At 72.0% G+C, this 16,384-nt stretch carries 16 protein-coding genes; 5 read left to right on the forward strand and 11 right to left on the reverse strand.

Translation table 11 applies throughout. From position 1 onward, the window contains the following. Positions 1–113 precede the first annotated feature (113 nt). The 3 genes from GZ997_RS07160 to glp all read right to left on the reverse strand — a co-directional run bounded on the left by GZ997_RS07160 (position 114) and on the right by glp (position 2,833). Positions 114–803 carry an NTP transferase domain-containing protein gene (locus GZ997_RS07160; protein ID WP_343212294.1) on the reverse strand — a complete coding sequence of 230 codons (690 nt, stop codon included), beginning with the start codon at positions 801–803 and terminating at the stop codon, positions 114–116. Further along, positions 800–1,291, reverse strand: coding sequence for a cyclic pyranopterin monophosphate synthase MoaC (gene moaC / locus GZ997_RS07165; protein ID WP_162679463.1), 492 nt, complete (start codon positions 1,289–1,291; stop codon positions 800–802). Before moaC ends, GZ997_RS07160 begins: the two co-directional genes overlap by 4 nt. 186 nt (positions 1,292–1,477) lie before the next feature. Further along, a complete protein-coding gene (gene glp, locus GZ997_RS07170) occupies positions 1,478–2,833 on the reverse strand; it encodes a gephyrin-like molybdotransferase Glp (RefSeq protein WP_162679406.1) in 1,356 nt (451 codons plus the stop codon). A gap of 375 nt (positions 2,834–3,208) precedes the next feature. Here glp and GZ997_RS12740 point away from each other — a divergent pair, with 375 nt between their 5' ends. Further along, positions 3,209–3,607, forward strand: a complete 399-nt coding sequence (locus GZ997_RS12740; protein ID WP_308807225.1) for a molybdenum cofactor biosynthesis protein MoaE — start codon at positions 3,209–3,211, stop codon at positions 3,605–3,607. 69 nt (positions 3,608–3,676) lie between these two features. On the opposite strand, the gene GZ997_RS07180 is transcribed toward GZ997_RS12740, so the two are convergent. Genes GZ997_RS07180 through GZ997_RS07190 form a run of 3 tightly spaced genes read right to left on the reverse strand, consistent with a single transcriptional unit; the run spans position 3,677 to position 5,407 of the window. Then, on the reverse strand, positions 3,677–3,967 hold the full coding sequence (locus GZ997_RS07180) for a MoaD/ThiS family protein (RefSeq protein ID WP_162679408.1): 291 nt from the start codon (positions 3,965–3,967) through the stop codon (positions 3,677–3,679). 34 nt (positions 3,968–4,001) lie between these two features. Beyond that, a complete protein-coding gene (gene moaA / locus GZ997_RS07185; protein WP_162679409.1) occupies positions 4,002–5,090 on the reverse strand; it encodes a GTP 3',8-cyclase MoaA in 1,089 nt (362 codons plus the stop codon). A gap of 14 nt (positions 5,091–5,104) precedes the next feature. After that, positions 5,105–5,407: a DUF2249 domain-containing protein gene (locus GZ997_RS07190; protein WP_162679410.1), complete on the reverse strand. Its 303-nt coding sequence runs from the start codon at positions 5,405–5,407 to the stop codon at positions 5,105–5,107. Between the two features lie 149 nt (positions 5,408–5,556). Between GZ997_RS07190 and GZ997_RS07195 the strand changes: the two genes are divergently transcribed. After that, positions 5,557–6,954, forward strand: a complete 1,398-nt coding sequence (locus GZ997_RS07195) for a hypothetical protein (RefSeq protein ID WP_343212295.1) — start codon at positions 5,557–5,559, stop codon at positions 6,952–6,954. Continuing rightward, entirely contained in the window at positions 6,951–8,450 is a 1,500-nt protein-coding gene (locus tag GZ997_RS07200) for a multicopper oxidase domain-containing protein (RefSeq protein ID WP_162679411.1), read from the forward strand. Before GZ997_RS07195 ends, GZ997_RS07200 begins: the two co-directional genes overlap by 4 nt. Here GZ997_RS07200 and GZ997_RS07205 read toward each other — a convergent pair. From GZ997_RS07205 to GZ997_RS07225, 5 genes are all read right to left on the reverse strand, one after another. Further along, a complete protein-coding gene (locus tag GZ997_RS07205) occupies positions 8,440–9,216 on the reverse strand; it encodes a helix-turn-helix domain-containing protein (protein WP_161923821.1) in 777 nt (258 codons plus the stop codon). The two genes, GZ997_RS07200 and GZ997_RS07205, sit on opposite strands and share 11 nt — an antisense overlap. A gap of 82 nt (positions 9,217–9,298) precedes the next feature. After that, the gene (rsgA, locus tag GZ997_RS07210; protein WP_162679412.1) at positions 9,299–10,393 is read right to left on the reverse strand and encodes a ribosome small subunit-dependent GTPase A; all 1,095 of its coding nucleotides are present in this window, start codon (positions 10,391–10,393) and stop codon (positions 9,299–9,301) included. Further along, positions 10,393–11,928: a 3-phosphoshikimate 1-carboxyvinyltransferase gene (gene aroA / locus GZ997_RS07215; protein ID WP_162679413.1), complete on the reverse strand. Its 1,536-nt coding sequence runs from the start codon at positions 11,926–11,928 to the stop codon at positions 10,393–10,395. Before aroA ends, rsgA begins: the two co-directional genes overlap by 1 nt. Further along, entirely contained in the window at positions 11,925–14,171 is a 2,247-nt protein-coding gene (locus tag GZ997_RS07220) for an NADP-dependent isocitrate dehydrogenase (protein ID WP_343212296.1), read from the reverse strand. Before GZ997_RS07220 ends, aroA begins: the two co-directional genes overlap by 4 nt. A gap of 88 nt (positions 14,172–14,259) precedes the next feature. After that, a complete protein-coding gene (locus GZ997_RS07225) occupies positions 14,260–14,790 on the reverse strand; it encodes a DoxX family protein (protein WP_161923824.1) in 531 nt (176 codons plus the stop codon). Between the two features lie 268 nt (positions 14,791–15,058). Between GZ997_RS07225 and GZ997_RS07230 the strand changes: the two genes are divergently transcribed. Both GZ997_RS07230 and rsrA read left to right on the forward strand, forming a co-directional pair. After that, positions 15,059–15,742 carry a sigma-70 family RNA polymerase sigma factor gene (locus tag GZ997_RS07230; RefSeq protein WP_272927767.1) on the forward strand — a complete coding sequence of 228 codons (684 nt, stop codon included), beginning with the start codon at positions 15,059–15,061 and terminating at the stop codon, positions 15,740–15,742. After that, the gene (gene rsrA / locus GZ997_RS07235; RefSeq protein ID WP_161923825.1) at positions 15,742–16,065 is read left to right on the forward strand and encodes a mycothiol system anti-sigma-R factor; all 324 of its coding nucleotides are present in this window, start codon (positions 15,742–15,744) and stop codon (positions 16,063–16,065) included. Before GZ997_RS07230 ends, rsrA begins: the two co-directional genes overlap by 1 nt. The last annotated feature ends 319 nt before the right edge of the window (positions 16,066–16,384 follow it).

Here is a 16,384-nt window from a genome sequence, read left to right on the forward strand (position 1 = left end):
CATCTATCTCCGCGCGCCCTGTGGATAGGTATTTTTGAGGATGTCTTGAAACGTGTCTGTGGGCGGCGGTGCGGCTTCCTCGGCACGTTACTGGTGCCGGTTTCGGTGTGTTACTAGTGCCGGTCTCGGCGGGGAGGGGAGGAGGAGTAGGTGCGGATGTCCTCCCAGGTGTCCAGGTCGCGCGCGGCGCGGGCGAGGGCCTCTCCCCGTGCGGACAGGTCTACCCGAACCAGATCCATCCCGCCCAGCACCTGCCGCACCGCGACATCGCGCAGCGCCGCGCCCCCGGGTGCCACACGCCCCACCAGCGCGGCGGTCCGGTACACGCCCAGTAGGTACTGGACATGATCACCGTCGACCGCGCAGGCGCCGTCGGCTCCGGCACGTCCCTCCAGCGCCTCCCGCAGCAGCGGCAGGGCCCGCCAGGAATCCGGAGCATCACAGGTGACGACGGCGCTCAAGTGCTTGTCGACGACGGCGCCCGTCGGCCCGGACGGATCGCTTGCCGCTGCCTGCTCGACGGCGGCGAGCCGCGCCAGCCCGGCCGCGATTCCCGCCACCGGCCCGCCCAGCGGCGGCTCCTCCAGGGCCCGCAGAACTCCGGTCGGCACCGCCACCGCCGGCGGCGCCACCACAACCACTTGACCTGACGGCAGTTGCTCGCGCACGCGTTCAACCCCGCCCAGCACATGGTCGAGCAGGCGGGCACCGCGAACCATCACGTCCGGTTTCGACGCCCCTCCCAGGCGTCGCCCTGTCCCGCCGGCGAGCACGACAACATCCAGCCGTCCCGTCTCCGTCACCTGTTCTCCTGCCCGGCGTCCTCCGAACGCACCCAGTCGCCGGAGCGGCCCCCGGACTTTGACAGCACCTTCGCCTCGCGCAGCGCCACGGTTCGGTCCACGCCCTTGACCATGTCCACCAGCGCGAGTCCAGCGACCGTGGCCGCGGTCAGCGCCTCCATCTCCACACCCGTGCGGTCGGCGGTGCGCACCAGCGTCTGGATGCGCACGCCATCCTCCTCAATGCGCAGGTCCACAGCGCAGGCGTGCACCCCGATCACATGCGCCAGCGGCAGTAGTTCCGGAACCCGCTTGGCGGCTGCGATCCCGGCGATGCGCGCCACCGCCAGCGCGTCGCCCTTGGGGACGGCGTCTTCGCGCAGAGCCGTGATGATCGCGGGGGAGCAAGCCACGAAGGCGGTCGCGGTGGCCGTGCGGACGGTGGGCTGCTTGGCGGATACGTCGACTATGCGGGCGGCCCCGGAGTCGTCCAGGTGCGTCAGGCGGATGGGCCGACCGTCCGCCGCTCCGGCGGGCGCGGTGTCCGCAGCGGGCTCGGGAGGCGCGGTGGTGGCCGCGGCGTCGTCGGCGGTGGTGGACGTCTGCGCCCGGACAGGGGCGGGCTTGCGGCGGAACAGGTGCATGGGTCTCCTCGGCACGGTTGGAATCAGGCGGTTTTGTGCAGGGGCACGCGGTTACTGGGCCGGGTGCGGCAGCGGCCCGGCGGGCGCCGACAGCGCGAGCAGGCGCAACTGGTCACCGACGTCTACGCCATCGGCATCGGCCTCCACAACCGCCAACGCCTGTGCGGCGGGCAGCGAGGCGACCAGGTGGGACCCCGATCCCAGCCGGTGCGACGGCGCCACCCAGGCGGCGCCGTTCTCCACGCCCGCGGGCCGCTGCTGCGGCGGCGCAACGAAGCGCACCGGCACATGCTGGCGGCGCCCCCGCGGGTTGTGCCAGCCGACGGCGGCACGGGCCGTCGCCATCAGCGCGCCGCCGTCCCGGGAGACGTTCAACTCGTGCCCGGCCAGGCGCGCCAGGGCGGGGGCGACGATCGTCGTGAAGGACACCAGTACGCTCACCGGGTTCCCGGGCAAACCGATCACCGGCACCCGGCGCCCATCCTGCGCGCGCACGGTGCCGTAGCCCTGCGGCTTGCCCGGCTGCATCGCCACCTTGACCGTAGCCAGTTCGACGTCGTCCCCGGCGGGGCCGTCTGCCTGCCCGCGGGCCGCGGCCAGGGCGGTGAATGGGTCGAAGGCCCCCACCGAAACGCCCCCGGAGGTGACCAGCAGATCGGCGTCGGCGGCCGCCGCGCGCAGGGTAGCGGCCAAGGCGGCGGGGGTGTCGGCGGCACGGGAGACGGTGCCGAGCCGGGCGCCGTGCTCGGCCACCAGCCCCGCCAGCAGCAGGCTGTTGGAGTCCGGGATGGTGCCGGCGGCCAGGTCACGCCCCGCATCAGCCAACTCCGCCCCGGTGACCACGACGCCGACGCGCGGCCGCGGCACCACGCGCACCGTCGACCGGCCCACGGAGGCGGCGGCCGACACCGCGGTCGCCTTGAGCACGGTGCCCGCCCGCAGCACCTGGTCGCCCACGCCCACGTCCTCACCGGCACGTCGCACGTTATCCCCCGGGACGACGGCGGCGCGCACCTCTACGCGGGCCGGCGGCGGACCCGCGCCCGGCGCCTGGTCGGTGTCCTCCACCCTGACCACCGCGTCGGCGCCCTCGGGCAGCATGGCGCCGGTCATGATCCGCTGGGCCGTCCTAGCGGTCAGCGGCCCGGGCACCGTCCCCGCCGGCACGTCGCCCGCCACCGGCAGGGCAACGGGGGCGGTCGCGGCCCCGGCGACGTCCGCGGCGCGCACGGCGTAGCCGTCCATGGCCGAGTTCGTCCAGGGCGGCACCGGTACTGCGGCCCGCACGTCCTCGGTCAGGACCAGGCCGTGGGCATGCCCCAGTGATACCTCGACCGGGGCCAGCGGCGTCAGCGCGGCGAGCACCCGGGCGAGGTATTCATCGGGCGGCAGCATGGGTTCGGTCATGACGAGATCCTTGAGGCGTGAGCGTGCAGTTGTGGGTCCGGGCTATGGGGCGGGGTTGCCAGGTGCGGGCGCCGACGCGTCGGGCGGAGGCGATGCCCCGACCGGAACATCATGCCCTGTCTGCGCGGCGGGGCAGGACCGCGTCGGCCCTTAGGGCCGTGTAACCTCCCCGGGAGCCGTTCTCGCCGCCGCAATGCCAGGGGAAATGCCAGGGGAGCGGCGGGCAGGGCCGGCGACGCGAGTGACAGCGAAGAGGAGAAGAAGGTGTCCCAGGAGATCCATACCAATCCGACCCCAGAGCGCTCTGCCGCCTCCGGTGCCGGGGCCGCGGCGAGGGTGTCGACGTCCCGTCCTGCCCGGGTCGCGGGCACTGGGATCACCTCTGACCCGCTCGACACCGCCCGGCTTGCAGCCGCAGTGGCGGATCCGGCCGCCGGAGCCGTGGCCACCTTTGACGGCAGGGTACGTAACCATGACGGCGGGCGCGGGGTGAGGGCTATCCGCTACTCGGCCCACCCCAGCGCGAACGAGGTGCTTACGGCAATCGCCACTGAGATCGCCGACCGGGAGGGACTGCGCGCGCTCGCGGTCGCGCACCGCGTGGGCGAGCTTGCCGTGGGGGAGACCGCGCTCGCCGTGGCGGTCAGTGCCGATCACCGCGCTGCCGCCTTCGGAGCGGTGCACGACATCGTCGAGGAGGTCAAGGCCCGGCTGCCCGTCTGGAAGCAGCAGATCTTCTCCGACGGCTCTAGCGCTTGGTCCAATCTGCCCTGAGGGGTGGGGCCTGCCCTATGCGCCGACTGAGGAAGCGAGGTGGGCTAACCCCCGCCGGCGAGGCTGCAGTCAGCCACCCGCGAAGGGCGGCAGTACGTCGACCCGGTCACGGTCGTGTAGCTCGGACAGTGAGTCGGCCGGAGCGGAGAGGGAATTGACCAGGTAGCTGGACACGCCGATTACCTTGGCCATCTCCAGTCCGCGCCCGGCAAGTAGTTCTCGCAGGCCCGCCAGCGTTGTGCCTGGGGGCAGCTCCAGCCGTTCCTCGGTACGCCCCGCCGCCTGCGCGGCGGCGGCGAAGTAGTGCACCTCAATGGCAATGGTGCCGACAGTGCTCGCGGAGGTGTTGGACAAGCTCATCTCCTTGTTGTTGCTGCTTGCGGCGTTGGCCGGGTCAACCGCCGATCGCTGACATCGTACGGGCGGGCAGCGTGAATCCGCTGTCACCTGCCTGCGGATCATCGGAGCCGTGCGCGCGGGGCTTGGCCCACGTGGCGGCCGCCCAGATGCGTATCAGCTCCTCGTCGTCGGCCCCGGCGCGCATGGGGCCGCGCAAATCGGTCTCCGTGCTCGAGAACAGGCAGGTCAGCAGGCGGCCGTCGGCCGTCAGCCGGGTGCGGTCGCAGTCGGTGCAGAAGGGCGCGGTCACCGAGGCGATCACTCCTACCTGCCCCGCCGGGTACTCCTGCCCGTCCGGACCGACCCCCGCGGCAACTTCCCAAAGCGCTGCCGGACGCCGGTCCGGACGGCCCAGGGGGGTGAGGGAGAAGCCGGCCCGCTTCAGCACGTCAAGCACGTGCGCCGCGTCAACAACGTCCTCGGCACGCCAGGAACCACGTGGACCCAGTGGCATGTGCTCGATGAACCGCAGCCTCCACCTGCGCCGCAGGCACTGCGCCAGCAACTGCGGGGCACGCTCGGCGAGATCCGCAGGCAGAGCCACCGCGTTGACCTTGATCGGGTCCAGTCCGGCCGCCTGCGCCCCGGCGACGCCGCGCAGCACGTCCTCCAGCCGGTCCCGGCGGGTCACCGCCGCGTACTGCTCCGGAGCGAGGGCATCGATGGAGACGTTGACCCTGTCCAGGCCAGCCGCCCGCAGACCGGCGGCCCGCTTGTCCAGGCCCAGGCCGTTGGTGGTCAGGCCGATGTCCGGTTTGGCGCCGGCGCGGCGCGTGCGCAGGGTGGACACCGCCGCGACGATCTCCTCCAGATCCCGGCGCAGCAGCGGCTCCCCGCCGGTCAGCCGAATTCGCTCCACCCCCAGTCGCTCCACGGCCAGACGGGCCAGGCGGGCGATCTCGGCCGCGCTGAGCAGCTGCGGGGAGGGCAGCCACTGCAGGCCGTGCTCCGGCATGCAGTAGGTACAGCGCAGATTGCAGCGGTCGGTCACCGAAATCCTCAGATCGCGCACGGTGCGCCCGAAACGGTCCACCAACTGTGTGGGGATGGCCTCGGGCGCGAGGGTGACGGGCGGCGCGCTCATGCGGGGGATGGTAGTCAGCCGACGCGCACGATCTCCACGCGGGCGAAGCCGTCCTCCGCCTCCAGCAGCGTGTGCTTGACGGCCATGGGCAGCTGGTCGATCTGCGCCAGCAGCGGTGTGGGCACATGTGGTGCGAGCAGGTCGAAGCCCTCACCCACTCCCAGGGAGGAGACCGCGCCGAGGACCGCCGGATGACGCAGCCGGTGGGGGATGGGGCGCACGTCCAGGCACATGCGCTCGGCCTCCACTGCCCCGCAGCCGCAGCTGCTGTGGGAGTGGGTCTCCTGGATCGGGATCAGCTTTGGGTCTTCGCTCACGGATACCTCCTGATTAGTTCTTCAATCGTGCTGGCAGACGCCTTTGCGCCTTAGGCCACGGTGTGCGCGCGGACTTCGGTCGCGCTCCCGGAACCGCGCGCGGCACGACCGATTGCCGGGAGCCCATCCATTTTATTACGGTGTGCCACGTGGAAAACAAGGTGGCCTTAGCCGGTGGCACCGATAGCCGCCTAGGAGACGGGCGGCAGGCTCGCTCCGGACCGGGTGGGGCGTCCCGCCGAAACCGTCGGCGTAGTACCCAGATCCGGCGCAATGGCGTAGTGCTGGCCTGGTTCCTTGCTACGGCCGCACTCGCGGTAGGCGTCATCGGCGGGCCGCTGGCGGCATGGGGCACCTGGCTACCGCTGCATGCCTTGCTGCTCGGCGGCGTCGGCTCGGCCATCACCGTGTGGTCGGCCCACTTCGCCGACACCCTGCTGCACCGCCCCGCCCTCGGCGGCGCGGCCCTGCTGGACGCGCGCCTATACGCCCACAGCCTCGGCGCCATTGCGGTGCTGGTCGGCATCGCTGCCGGCCGTACCGCGGTGGCCCTGGCGGGCGTGAGCGTGGTGGTGGCCGCGGCCGCAGTCGGCGTGGTGGCGCTCGGTGTGCAGTACCGGCGTGCGCTCGCCCCCGCGATGGCGCCGTTGACCTTTCACTATCTCGCCGCCTTGACGGCCCTGGCCGCGGGCGCGGCGCTGGGGTACCTGGTCCACTGGGCGGACGGTCGCGGCGAGCTTCATCTGGCCGACGTCCTCTACCTCGCCCACACCACCACCATGCTGCTGGGCTTTGTGGGCATCACCGTGCTGGGCACGCTCACGGTACTGTGGCCGACCATGCTGCGCACCAGGATGGAGCCGACGGCGGCCCGCCTGGCCAGCCGGGGCCTGCCGGCGCTCGTGGTCGGCACCGCCACCACCGGCTGCGCGGGCGTGTGGCGCCCGGCGGCGGGCATTGGCGTGGCCGTGTACCTCGTCGGCGCCCTTACCGTGATCCTGCCGGCAACGGTGACGGCACGGCGTGTTAGGCCCACCTCCTTTGCCACCATGAGCGCGGCGGCCGCCGTCGGCTGGCTGCTGGCCTGTGCGGGCTTCATCGGCACCGGTGTCACCCTGGCCGCTGACGTAGCCGCCGCCCGCGATGTCATACACGACGCCCGCCTTGCCTTGGGCGGAGGACTCGCCCTGCAGATCGTGGCTGCCGCCCTGAGCTACCTGACCCCGGTCATGCTGGGCGGCGGACCGGCAGCCGCACGCGCAGCCAACGCGCTTATGGACCGTGGCGCCGCCTGGCGAGTGACGACGGCGAACCTGTGCCTCCTAGCGGCGGTCGCCGAGCCGCTGCCTTGGAGCGTGCGGCTAGCCGGAGGCGTGGCGGCGGGGCTCACGGTTGCCTACGTGCCGGTGGGGATCGTCCTGAGCGTGCGGCGGGCTGCTTACCGACGTACGGAAGGCGGCCGTGTGAGTGGCGCTGAATCACGCCCGACCAAGAATCCCGCCGTCGGACTGGACGGGAACCGGCGCAGCACGCAGGAGGACGCATGAGTAACGTTAGTGACGCTTACAGCCGGGAGGACCGCGCCGGGAACGCCGGGTCAAGAGCGGACCGGGCGGCCGTCACCGCCGGCACCGCCCCCGCTGTCGGCCGGGGCGGGCGCCTCCGGGCAGGCAGTGCGGACCCGGGCGCGACGCGCCTGGATCGCCGCGGGGCGCTTGTAGGCCTGCTGACGGTCGGCGGCACCGTGGCGGCAGGCGCAGCCGCTGCCGTCTGGCGGGAAGGCGGGGCGAGCCGGCGGCGCGATGACTCTGTTGCGGCCACCGGCCGGACCACGCGCGTGACCGTGGGTGTCGAGGGTATGCGCTTCGTGCCTGACACAGTGGAGGTTCCCGTAGGCGACCGGCTGGAGGTCACGCTGGACAACACCGGCGACCAGGTCCACGACTTGGTGCTCCGGCTCGCTGACGGCACCACCGCCTCCACCGGGCGGGTGGCTGCGGGGGAGCGCGGCAGCCTTGAGGCCGGCGTTGTCACAGGCCCGCTGGAGGGCTGGTGCTCCATCGCCGGGCACCGCGCCCAGGGCATGGTCCTGCAGGTCACTGCCTCGGGGCGGAGCACCTCGTCTCCGTCGGCTGCCTCCGCGGCTCGCGGGGCCGTCCCCGACTATGCCGCCACCCTGCCCGACGACGTGGCCGCCTTCGATGCCGCCCTGGCACCGGCCGAGCCGGTCACCGTCCACGAGCACACCTTCACCGTCACCGAGCAGAGCATGTACGTGGGCGGCGGTGTCACCCAGCGGCGCATGACGTACAACGGGCAGGTGCCCGGCCCGGTGCTGCGCGGCAAGGTGGGCGACACCTTCCGCATCACCCTGGTCAACGACGGATCCATGAGCCACTCCATCGACTTCCACGCAGGCGTGGTCCCGCCGGATGAGGTGATGCGCTCCGTCGGCCCCGGTGAGTCCCTCGTCTACGAGTTCGAGGCGCAGCGCTCTGGTATCTGGTTGTACCACTGCTCCACCGCACCGATGAGTGTGCACCTGGCTTCCGGTATGTATGGCGCCGTCATCATTGACCCGCCCGGGCTCGCCGAGGTCGACCGCGAGTACCTGCTGATCCAGTCGGAGATCTACCTCGGCCCCGAGGGAGACGAGACCGACGCGGACAAGGTGAGCGCCAAGACCCCCGATCTGCTGGCCTTCAACGGCACCGCCTTCCAGTACCGCGACCGGCCGCTCGTGGCGGCTCCGGGGGAGCGGGTGCGCATTTGGGTGCTGGATGCAGGGCCTTCGCTGCCGACGGCGTTTCACGCCGTCGGGTTACAGTTCGACCAGGTCTTCAGCGAGGGGGCCTGGACACTCGGAGGACCCGAGGAGATCGGTGCCGCCTGGTCCGGTGGCGGGCAGGCACTGGGGCTTCAGCCCGCACAGGGCGGATTCGTCGAATGCGTTCCCCCCGCCCCGGGTACCTACACGCTCGTCAGCCACGCCTTCGCCGATATGGAGAAGGGCGCCATGGGGTATCTGAGGGTTACCGCTTGAGCGTGTGGTCTCCGGTGTGTCCGCAGGAGGGACCTCCGTGGGCTGCGAACGATACGTGGCAGCCGTCGGGGCGCAGCGGGGACAGCGTGAGGTGGGCGGCGGCACCCTTTGCCCGGGGCGCGGCCTCGGACTCGGCGCCTGCCCGGCAGCGGGCGTAGCGCTCGTTGAGGAAGCTCTCGTGCATGACGCACACCAGTGGGTGGGGCGGGCGCGAGGAGGTCACCAGGGGGCAGGCCTTGAGCACTAGCTGCTCGCCGTCGAAGTCGGGGGCGAAGCCCATAAGTGACAGGTGCTGCGCCAGGGCCGTCAGCTGCGTCTCGGGGCGCCCCGCCTGCGGGACTGGGCTCGCCGGATCGGCGGGAGTCAGCTGTGCCCAGCGGCGGCCGATTGCCTTGGCGCGTTCCCGCGCCTGCTCGCCGTCCCCGAGTTGGTCGATAACGGCGTCCAGCAGGGCCAGGTAGGACCCGGCCACTCGCGCCGGGTCTGGGCCGGCGGGAGCGTACTGCAGGGCGGGGCGTCCGCGACGCCCGGTGGGGTTGGTGGATGCGTTCACGAGGCCCGCCTCCACCAGGGCGTCCAGGTGCTCGCGAACCGTGTTGTGGTGCAGATTCAGGGTGCGGGCCACATGCGCTGCGGTCAGCGGGTGCGAGGCGTGCTCAATCTCCTCGAGTACCCGACGACGCGCTTGGGACAGCTCGGCCCGCACTGACAGATCTGCCCAGGCGGGACGGGGAAGGGGCGCCGCTGGGACCGAGGGGACGGACATATGCATAGGCTAACGTCTGTTCGGGCCGCCGCGTGGGCAAACGACTTGCCGAACGTGGCGCGTATCCCGTCCTGTCCGGGTTTCAGCGTCGGCGTGGCGTCGTCGGGTCCTCGGCCTCCAGGGCGGGGGCGAGCAGGCGCCGGAAGGAGTCGACCCGGGCCCGGCGCCGCCCGCGCTCCGCGGGCTCCAGCGCGGAGTCGGCGGACCAGTCGTCCAGGGCGCACTCGATCACGCCGGTCTCGTGCGTGCAACCGCGCGGGCACTCCTCTGCGACCTCGGTCAGGTCCGGGAAGCCACGCAGCACGTCCGCGCTGGATACGTGCGCCACCCCGAAGGAGCGCACCCCGGGGGTGTCGATCACCCAGCCGCCGCCGGGTAGCTCCAACGCCTGCAGGTTGGTGGAGGTGTGGCGGCCGCGACCGGTGACCACGTTCACCTCCCCGGTGACCCGCTCCGCCCCGGGCACGAGCGCGTTGATGAGCGTGGACTTGCCCACGCCGGAATGACCGACGAACACCGAGGTGCGGCCGGTGATCAGTGCACGGACCGCCTCGACGCCCTCACCGGCGCGGGAGGCCTCGGCCCGGCTGGAGGGGTCCAGGCGCGTGGCCACCGAGCGCACCCCCAGCGGCTCGTACAGCCCCAGCAGCGCATCGGCGTCGGCCAGGTCCGCCTTGGTCAGGACCAGCAGTGGTTCCATTCCGGCGTCATAGGCGGCCACCAGATACCGGTCGATCATGCGCGGGCGCGGCTCCGGGTCCGCCAGGGCGGTGACGATCACCAGCAGGTCGGCGTTGGCCACCACCGGCCTCTCCGTGCCAGCCGTGTCCCCGTCCTCCGCGCTGCGGCGCAGCAGAGTGCGGCGCTCCTCGACGCGCACCATGCGGGCGAGGGTGTCCTTGCGGCCGGAGGTGTCCCCGACGACGGCGACCCGGTCCCCGACCACGACCTTCCCGCGTCCCAGCTCGCGGGCCTTCATCGCCGTGATGTCGCCGCTGCCGTCGGCGGTGAGAGCGGGGTCCTCCAGGCGGATGCGGTAGTGACCGCGGTCGATGCGGGTGACCATGCCGGGCACGGCGTCGGCGTGGGCAGGGCGCTGCTTGGTGCGCGGGCGTGAGCGCCTGCCGGGGCGCACCCGTACGCGCGGATCGTCGGTGCCGATGTCACGGCGGGCCATCAGCGCGCCTCCTCGGCGGCATCCGTCATATCTGCCGGTTTGGGCACGTCATTTGTGCCGGTCTCGGCATGTAACAAGTACCGGTCTCGGTGAGTGGGGGAGTGCCCGTCCAGCAGGCGGGCCCACAGGCCGGGGAAGTCGGGCAGGGTCTTGGCGGTGCAGGCGATGTCGTCCACCTCCACGCCGCTCACCCCCAGGCCGACGACGGCCGCGAAGGTCGCCATCCGGTGGTCGGCGTAGGCGCGCAGCCGGGCCGGGTGTAGGCGCTGCCCGGCGGGCAGGGAGGCGACCTCCAAGCCGTCAGCGGTCTGGCGGGCCCTCCCGCCGACCCGGTTGATCTCAGCCTCCAGCGCCGCCAGGCGGTCCGTCTCGTGCCCGCGCAGGTGGCCGATGCCGCGCAGGCGCGAGGCGTGCCCCTGCGCCGAGGCCAGGGCCGCCAGCGCGGCCACCGTGGGGGTCAGCTCTCCGACGGCCGACAGGTCGGCATCGATCCCGCCGAGCTCACCGGTGCCGATGGCAGTCAGCGTGAGTGAGCCGTCCGCCTCACGGACCTCCTCGACGGCGCCGCCCAGGGCGGGCAGCAGCCACCGCCAGGCGTCCCCTGCCTGGGTGGTGCGCTCCGGCCAGTGGTGCACGCCCACCCGTCCGCCGGCCACCAGCGCCGCTGCCAGGAACGGGCCGGCGTTGGACAGGTCCGGCTCAATTGAGACCGTGCCGCCCTTGGGCGCGCCCGGGTGCACCGTCCAGGTGCGCGCGCCAACGGGCGCGTCGGCGTCCGGCTCGTCCACGGCGATGCCGCGCCCGCGCAGGAACTCCACGGTCATGGCCACATGCGGCAGGGACGGCACCGGCCCGGTGGGGGTGACGGCCAGCCCGCCGGGAAGCAGGCACCCGGCCAGCAGCAGCGCGGACAGGAACTGGGAGGAACCGGAGGCGTCCACGCCCACCCGGTGCGGCGCCTTGGGGCGGGCCGGGTCGGCGGGGCGCCGCAGGCGCCCGTCACCCGGCCCCACGCGCACGGGCAGGAAGCCGGGATCACCCAGATAGGCGACCTGCGCACCAAGATCCTCCAGGGCGTCCAGGAGCGGGGCCAGGGGGCGACGGCGGGCGGCGGCGTCGCCGTCGAAGAGAACCGGCGCATCGGCCAGCGCGGCCAGCGGTGGGATGAAGCGCATCACCGTCCCGGCCAGGCCGCAGTCGATGCGGGTCACGCCGTCGGCACCGGCACGGGCCGGGAACGGGCGCGGCGCGGGCGTGACCCGCAGGGCCCCGTCGGCCAAGGCGCCGGACTCATCGGGAAGTTCCTCGAAGCGGGCCCCCAGCGCCGTCAGGGCGGCACGCATGAGCTCGGTGTCGCGCGAGCGCAGGGCGCCGCGCAGCGTCGTCGGGCCATCCGCCACTGCCGCCGCCACCAGCGCCCGGGCCGTAAGCGACTTCGAGCCCGGCAGGTCCACGACGGCGTCCAGCGGGCCGGCGGCGGTAGGCGCAGCCCAGGGGCGGGACGCGGGCGGAGGAACGGCAGCCACCTCGGTCACAGCGCGTCGACGATGGCGTTCAGGGCCGCGCTCGGGCGCATGGCGGCATCGGCCAGGGCCGGATCGGGCAGGTAGTAGCCGCCCAGCTCGACCGGGTGCCCCTGCACCGCCACCAGCTCGGCCTGCACCTGCTCGTTAACCGCACCCAGCTGCTCGGCCACGGGCGCAAAACGGGTCGCCAGTTCGGCGTCGGCCGTCTGCGCCGCCAGCTCGCGCGCCCAGTACAGGGCCAGCCAGGCGTGGGAGCCGCGGTTGTCGATGCCGCCCAGGCGGCGGGCGGGGGAGCGCTCCTCCTGCAGCAGCGTGGTGGTGGCCTCGTCCAGGGCATCGGCCAGCACCGTGGCGCGCGCGTTCCCACTCACCTGTGCCACGTGCCGCAGCGCCTCCGCCAGCGCCAGGAACTCACCCAGGGAGTCCCAGCGCAGGTAGTCCTCTTCCAGCAGCTGGCGCACGTGCTTGGGTGCGGAGCCGCCGGCGCCTGTCTCATACAGGCCGCCGCCGTTCATCAGCGGCACCACCGACAGCATCTTGGCGCTCGTACCCACCTCCAGGATGGGGAACAGGTCGGTGTTGTAGTCGCGCAGCACGTTCCCGGTCACCGAGATCGTGTCCTCACCGCGGCGCGCCCGCTCCAGGGACAGGCGGGTGGCTGCCACCGGGTCCAGGATGCGGATATCCAGGCCGGCGGTGTCCTCGTCGGCCAGGTAGCGCTCCACCAGGGCGGCGATGGTGCGGTCGTGGGCACGCTCGGGGTCCAGCCAGAAGACGGCCGGCGCCCCGGTGGCGCGCGCCCGCACCACGGCCAGGTGCACCCAGTCGCGTATGGCCGCGTCCTGAGCCTGGCAGGCGCGCCAGATGTCCCCGGCCTCGACGTCGTGGGTCAGCAGCACGGTGCCCGCCGGGTTGCCCGTTCCGGCGGTGACGACCACCTCGACGGTGCCGTCGGCGGGGATCAGGAAGGTCTTGTCGTGGCTGCCGTACTCCTCGGCCTTGCGGGCCATCAGCCCCACGTTCGGCACCGAGCCCATGGTGCGCGGGTCCAGGGCGCCGTTGGCCTTGCAGTCCTCGATGACGGCCTGGTACACGCCCGCGTAGGAGGAGTCGGGGATGACGGCCAGGGTGTCGTCCATGGAGCCGTCGGCGTCCCACAACTTGCCGCCGGCCCGGATCATGGCGGGCATGGAGGCGTCGATGATCACGTCGGAGGGCACGTGCAGGTTGGTGATGCCGCGAGTGGAGTCCACCATGTTCAGCCGCGGGCCGGAGGCCAGTTCCGCCTGCAGGCTCGCCCGGATCTGCTCGCCCTCGGGCAGGTCGTCCAGCCCCGCCAGGATCGAGGCCAGCCCGTCTTCGGCGCGCAGTCCGGCGGCGGCCAGCGCCTCGCCGTAGGTGCTGAAGGTCTGGGGGAAGAAGGCGCGCACCGCGTGCCCGAAGATCAGCGGGTCGGAGACCTTCATCATGGTGGCCTTCAGGTGCACCGACAGCAGCACGTCGTCGGCCTTCGCCGCTGCGTTCGCCCCCGCCAGGAACTCGTCCAGCGCCCGCGCCGACATGAAGGTGGCGTCCAAGACCTCCCCGGCGGTCACCGGCAGTGCCTCACGCAGCACCACCGGCTGCCCGCCGTCGGCCGGAACCAGCCGAATCTGGACGGTGCCCGCCTCCGGTACCACCACGGAGCGCTCGTTGTGACGGAAGTCATCGGCGTCCATGGTGGCCACGCGCGTCTTGGAATCCGGGCTCCACGCGCCCATGGAGTGCGGGTGGGTGCGCGCGTAGGCCTTGACGGCCTGCGGGGCGCGGCGGTCGGAGTTGCCCTCGCGCAGCACCGGGTTGACGGCGCTGCCCTTGACGGCGTCATATGCCTCGCGCACCTGCCGCTCGGTGTCGGTGGCGGGCTCGTCGGGGTAGTCGGGCAGGTCGTAGCCCTTCTCGCGCAGCTCGGCGATGGCGGCCTTTAGCTGCGGCAGGGAGGCAGAGACGTTGGGAAGCTTGATGATGGTGGCGGTGGGGTCCTGCGTGAGAGCGCCGAGCCGGGCCAGGTCGTCGTCCACCAGCCCGAAGGCGGCCAGAATGCGGCCCGCCAGGGAGATGTCCGCGGTGCCCACACTCACGTCGGCCGCCCGGGTGAAGCCCTTGATGATCGGCAGCAGGGAACGGGTCGCCAACATGGGCGCCTCGTCGGTCAGCGTGTAGATGATGTCGGGCGTCCCGGCGGGGGCGCTGGAGGCGTTCTGGGCGGTCACCGGTTGTATTCCTTCATGTTCCTCGAGGGCGTGTGTGGGCCTGACCCGGGGGCCGGCGGCGGCCGACGGGCGTGTCCCAACGACGAGGTTAGCGCGACGCGGCGGTGCCTCGCGCCGGGACCACCGGCTCGTACTCGGCGCGCACCTGCGCCTGTGCTGCCGCGATCGCTTCCCTGAGCCGACGGCGATTGTTCCACCGCCAAGCCAGGGAGGGGCGCCCCTCGCGATCAACCGCGGACAGGGCCAGCCCTGCGCCGACGGCGGCGGAGCGCATCAGCCCAGACAGCGCTTCCTTACGCTCGTCCTGGCTCTCGACGGCCCAGACCGGGTTATTGACCAGTGCCAGCGGGACGTTGAGGACGGCCAGCACCGTGGCGCAGGTACGCGGCGCCCGACCGGTGGCCAGCCCGAGTCCGGCGGCCACACTCACCGCTCCGCTGACGCGGGTGAGTAACTCGGCGTCAGAGTGCAGCACGGGCGGGACCCCGGCCTTCTCCAACCAGGGCTGCACCCGCTCGAACTTATCCGCATGCCGTTTGGGGCGGGCGAGGGCGTCAATGCCATCGGCGATGAAGGGGGCGGCAAGAGCCGGGCGGGCAACGGTGCGCAGAAGATCCATGTCACCCATCCTCGCGCACCGCGCCGCCCGTTGCCAGTAGTCCGGCCGAGGTAGCCGGCGGAGGTAACCGGGAATGCGCGGACGTCTCTCACCGTTAGGGTGCCTGATGAATGTTTCCCCAACCAGCTCAGTCCCGGGGCCTGCGCCCATCACCGATACGGGTGGTGGACTCGGCCTGCTGCCGGACGCGGTGTTCGCTATGAGACCACTCGCACATGGGGTGGAGTCGCGAAGCACTTCCGGCGGGGGCGGGCTAGGCTCGTGGACGATGATGACGGACTCAGACAAACTCAGCCCTGCGGATCCGCCCGGTGGTATCACCCAGACGCCCGCGGAAGCCGGCTCCGACGAACTCGACCGTGCTCCGGCCGACGAGTCCGACGCGGCTCGCGCGGCCCGTTTCGAGGCCGATGCCCTGCCGTATCTGGATCAGCTTTACGGTGCGGCGCTGCGTATGACGCGCAACCCGGCTGACGCCGAGGACCTGGTCCAGGACACCTACGCGCGGGCCTTCGGTGCCTTCCACCAGTACCGGCCCGGGACCAACCTCAAGGCCTGGCTCTACCGGATTCTGACAAACACATTCATCAACACCTACCGCAAGAAACAGCGCGAGCCACTGCAGTCCGACGCCGACTCGGTTGAGGACTGGCAGCTGCATCGGGCAGCCTCCCACGACTCTGTGGGACTGCCCAGTGCGGAGAACCTCGCCCTGGACGAGCTGCCGGACGAGGAGATCAAGACGGCACTGGGAGAGCTCAGCGAGGACCGGCGTCTGGCCGTGTACCTCGCCGACGTTGAGGGATTCTCCTACAAGGAGATCGCCGACATCATGGGCACCCCCATCGGCACTGTCATGTCGCGCCTGCACCGTGGGCGGCGGCAACTGCGTGAGCTGCTGGCGGATCATGCCAGGCAGCTGGGCTATATCAGCGAGGAGAAGAAGCACTAATGGGTGAGAAGATCCCCACCGAACCCTGTTCGTGCTCCGAGGCACGCGCTCACCTGGAGCGGTTCCTCGACCACGAATGCGACCGCGATCTGGAGGCACGGCTGGCAGAGCACGTCGCCTCCTGCGAGCACTGCTCCCGCCAGGCCGACGCCGAGCGTCACCTGCGTGAGCTGGTGCGCTCCCGCTGCGCCGAGCAGGCGCCCGCCTCCCTGCGGGCGCGCGTGCTGGGCCAGCTATCGGCCGCGCGCATCACCACGGCGGGTGCTGCGGTCACGTCAGTGGCTGTGGCGGCTGTGGCCGCCGAGAGTCTCGAGCGCCGCTGACTCGTGCAGGCCGGGCGGGCGCGTGCAGCCAAGCCCCGCCAAGGCGTCGGTTGTGTCAGCGCTCACCGGCGCAGCCGAATTGCTCGGCTGGCAGTATCGGGGCGCGGTATGCGAAGATACCCGGAGTTCCGTGCCCCTCGGGGCGGATAAGAACCACCAGACATCAGGAGGCAGGAATGAGCAAGCGCGGTCGTAAGCGCCGTTCGCGCGCTAAGAACAGCGCCAACCACGGCAAGCGTCCCAACGCCTGAGCCGGGTTGCGCGAACCCCAAGTATTTACGATCGGCCGACCACCCAAGCGGTGGTCGGCCGATCGTCA

Source organism: Actinomyces sp. 565 (assembly GCF_010365615.1).
GTDB lineage: Bacteria > Actinomycetota > Actinomycetes > Actinomycetales > Actinomycetaceae > Actinomyces.

Bases quoted from the DNA above. Each gene is read 5' to 3' on its own strand.
- moaA (WP_162679409.1), bottom strand. From the start codon at position 5,090: ATGAGCGCGCCGCCCGTCACCCTCGCGCCCGAGGCCATCCCCACACAG.
- rsgA (WP_162679412.1), bottom strand. From the start codon at position 10,393: ATGGCCCGCCGTGACATCGGCACCGACGATCCGCGCGTACGGGTGCGC.
- GZ997_RS07205 (WP_161923821.1), bottom strand. From the start codon at position 9,216: ATGTCCGTCCCCTCGGTCCCAGCGGCGCCCCTTCCCCGTCCCGCCTGG.
- GZ997_RS07230 (WP_272927767.1), top strand. From the start codon at position 15,059: ATGATGACGGACTCAGACAAACTCAGCCCTGCGGATCCGCCCGGTGGT.
- GZ997_RS07200 (WP_162679411.1), top strand. From the start codon at position 6,951: ATGAGTAACGTTAGTGACGCTTACAGCCGGGAGGACCGCGCCGGGAAC.
- rsrA (WP_161923825.1), top strand. From the start codon at position 15,742: ATGGGTGAGAAGATCCCCACCGAACCCTGTTCGTGCTCCGAGGCACGC.
- GZ997_RS07225 (WP_161923824.1), bottom strand. From the start codon at position 14,790: ATGGATCTTCTGCGCACCGTTGCCCGCCCGGCTCTTGCCGCCCCCTTC.
- glp (WP_162679406.1), bottom strand. From the start codon at position 2,833: ATGACCGAACCCATGCTGCCGCCCGATGAATACCTCGCCCGGGTGCTC.
- GZ997_RS07180 (WP_162679408.1), bottom strand. From the start codon at position 3,967: ATGAGCTTGTCCAACACCTCCGCGAGCACTGTCGGCACCATTGCCATT.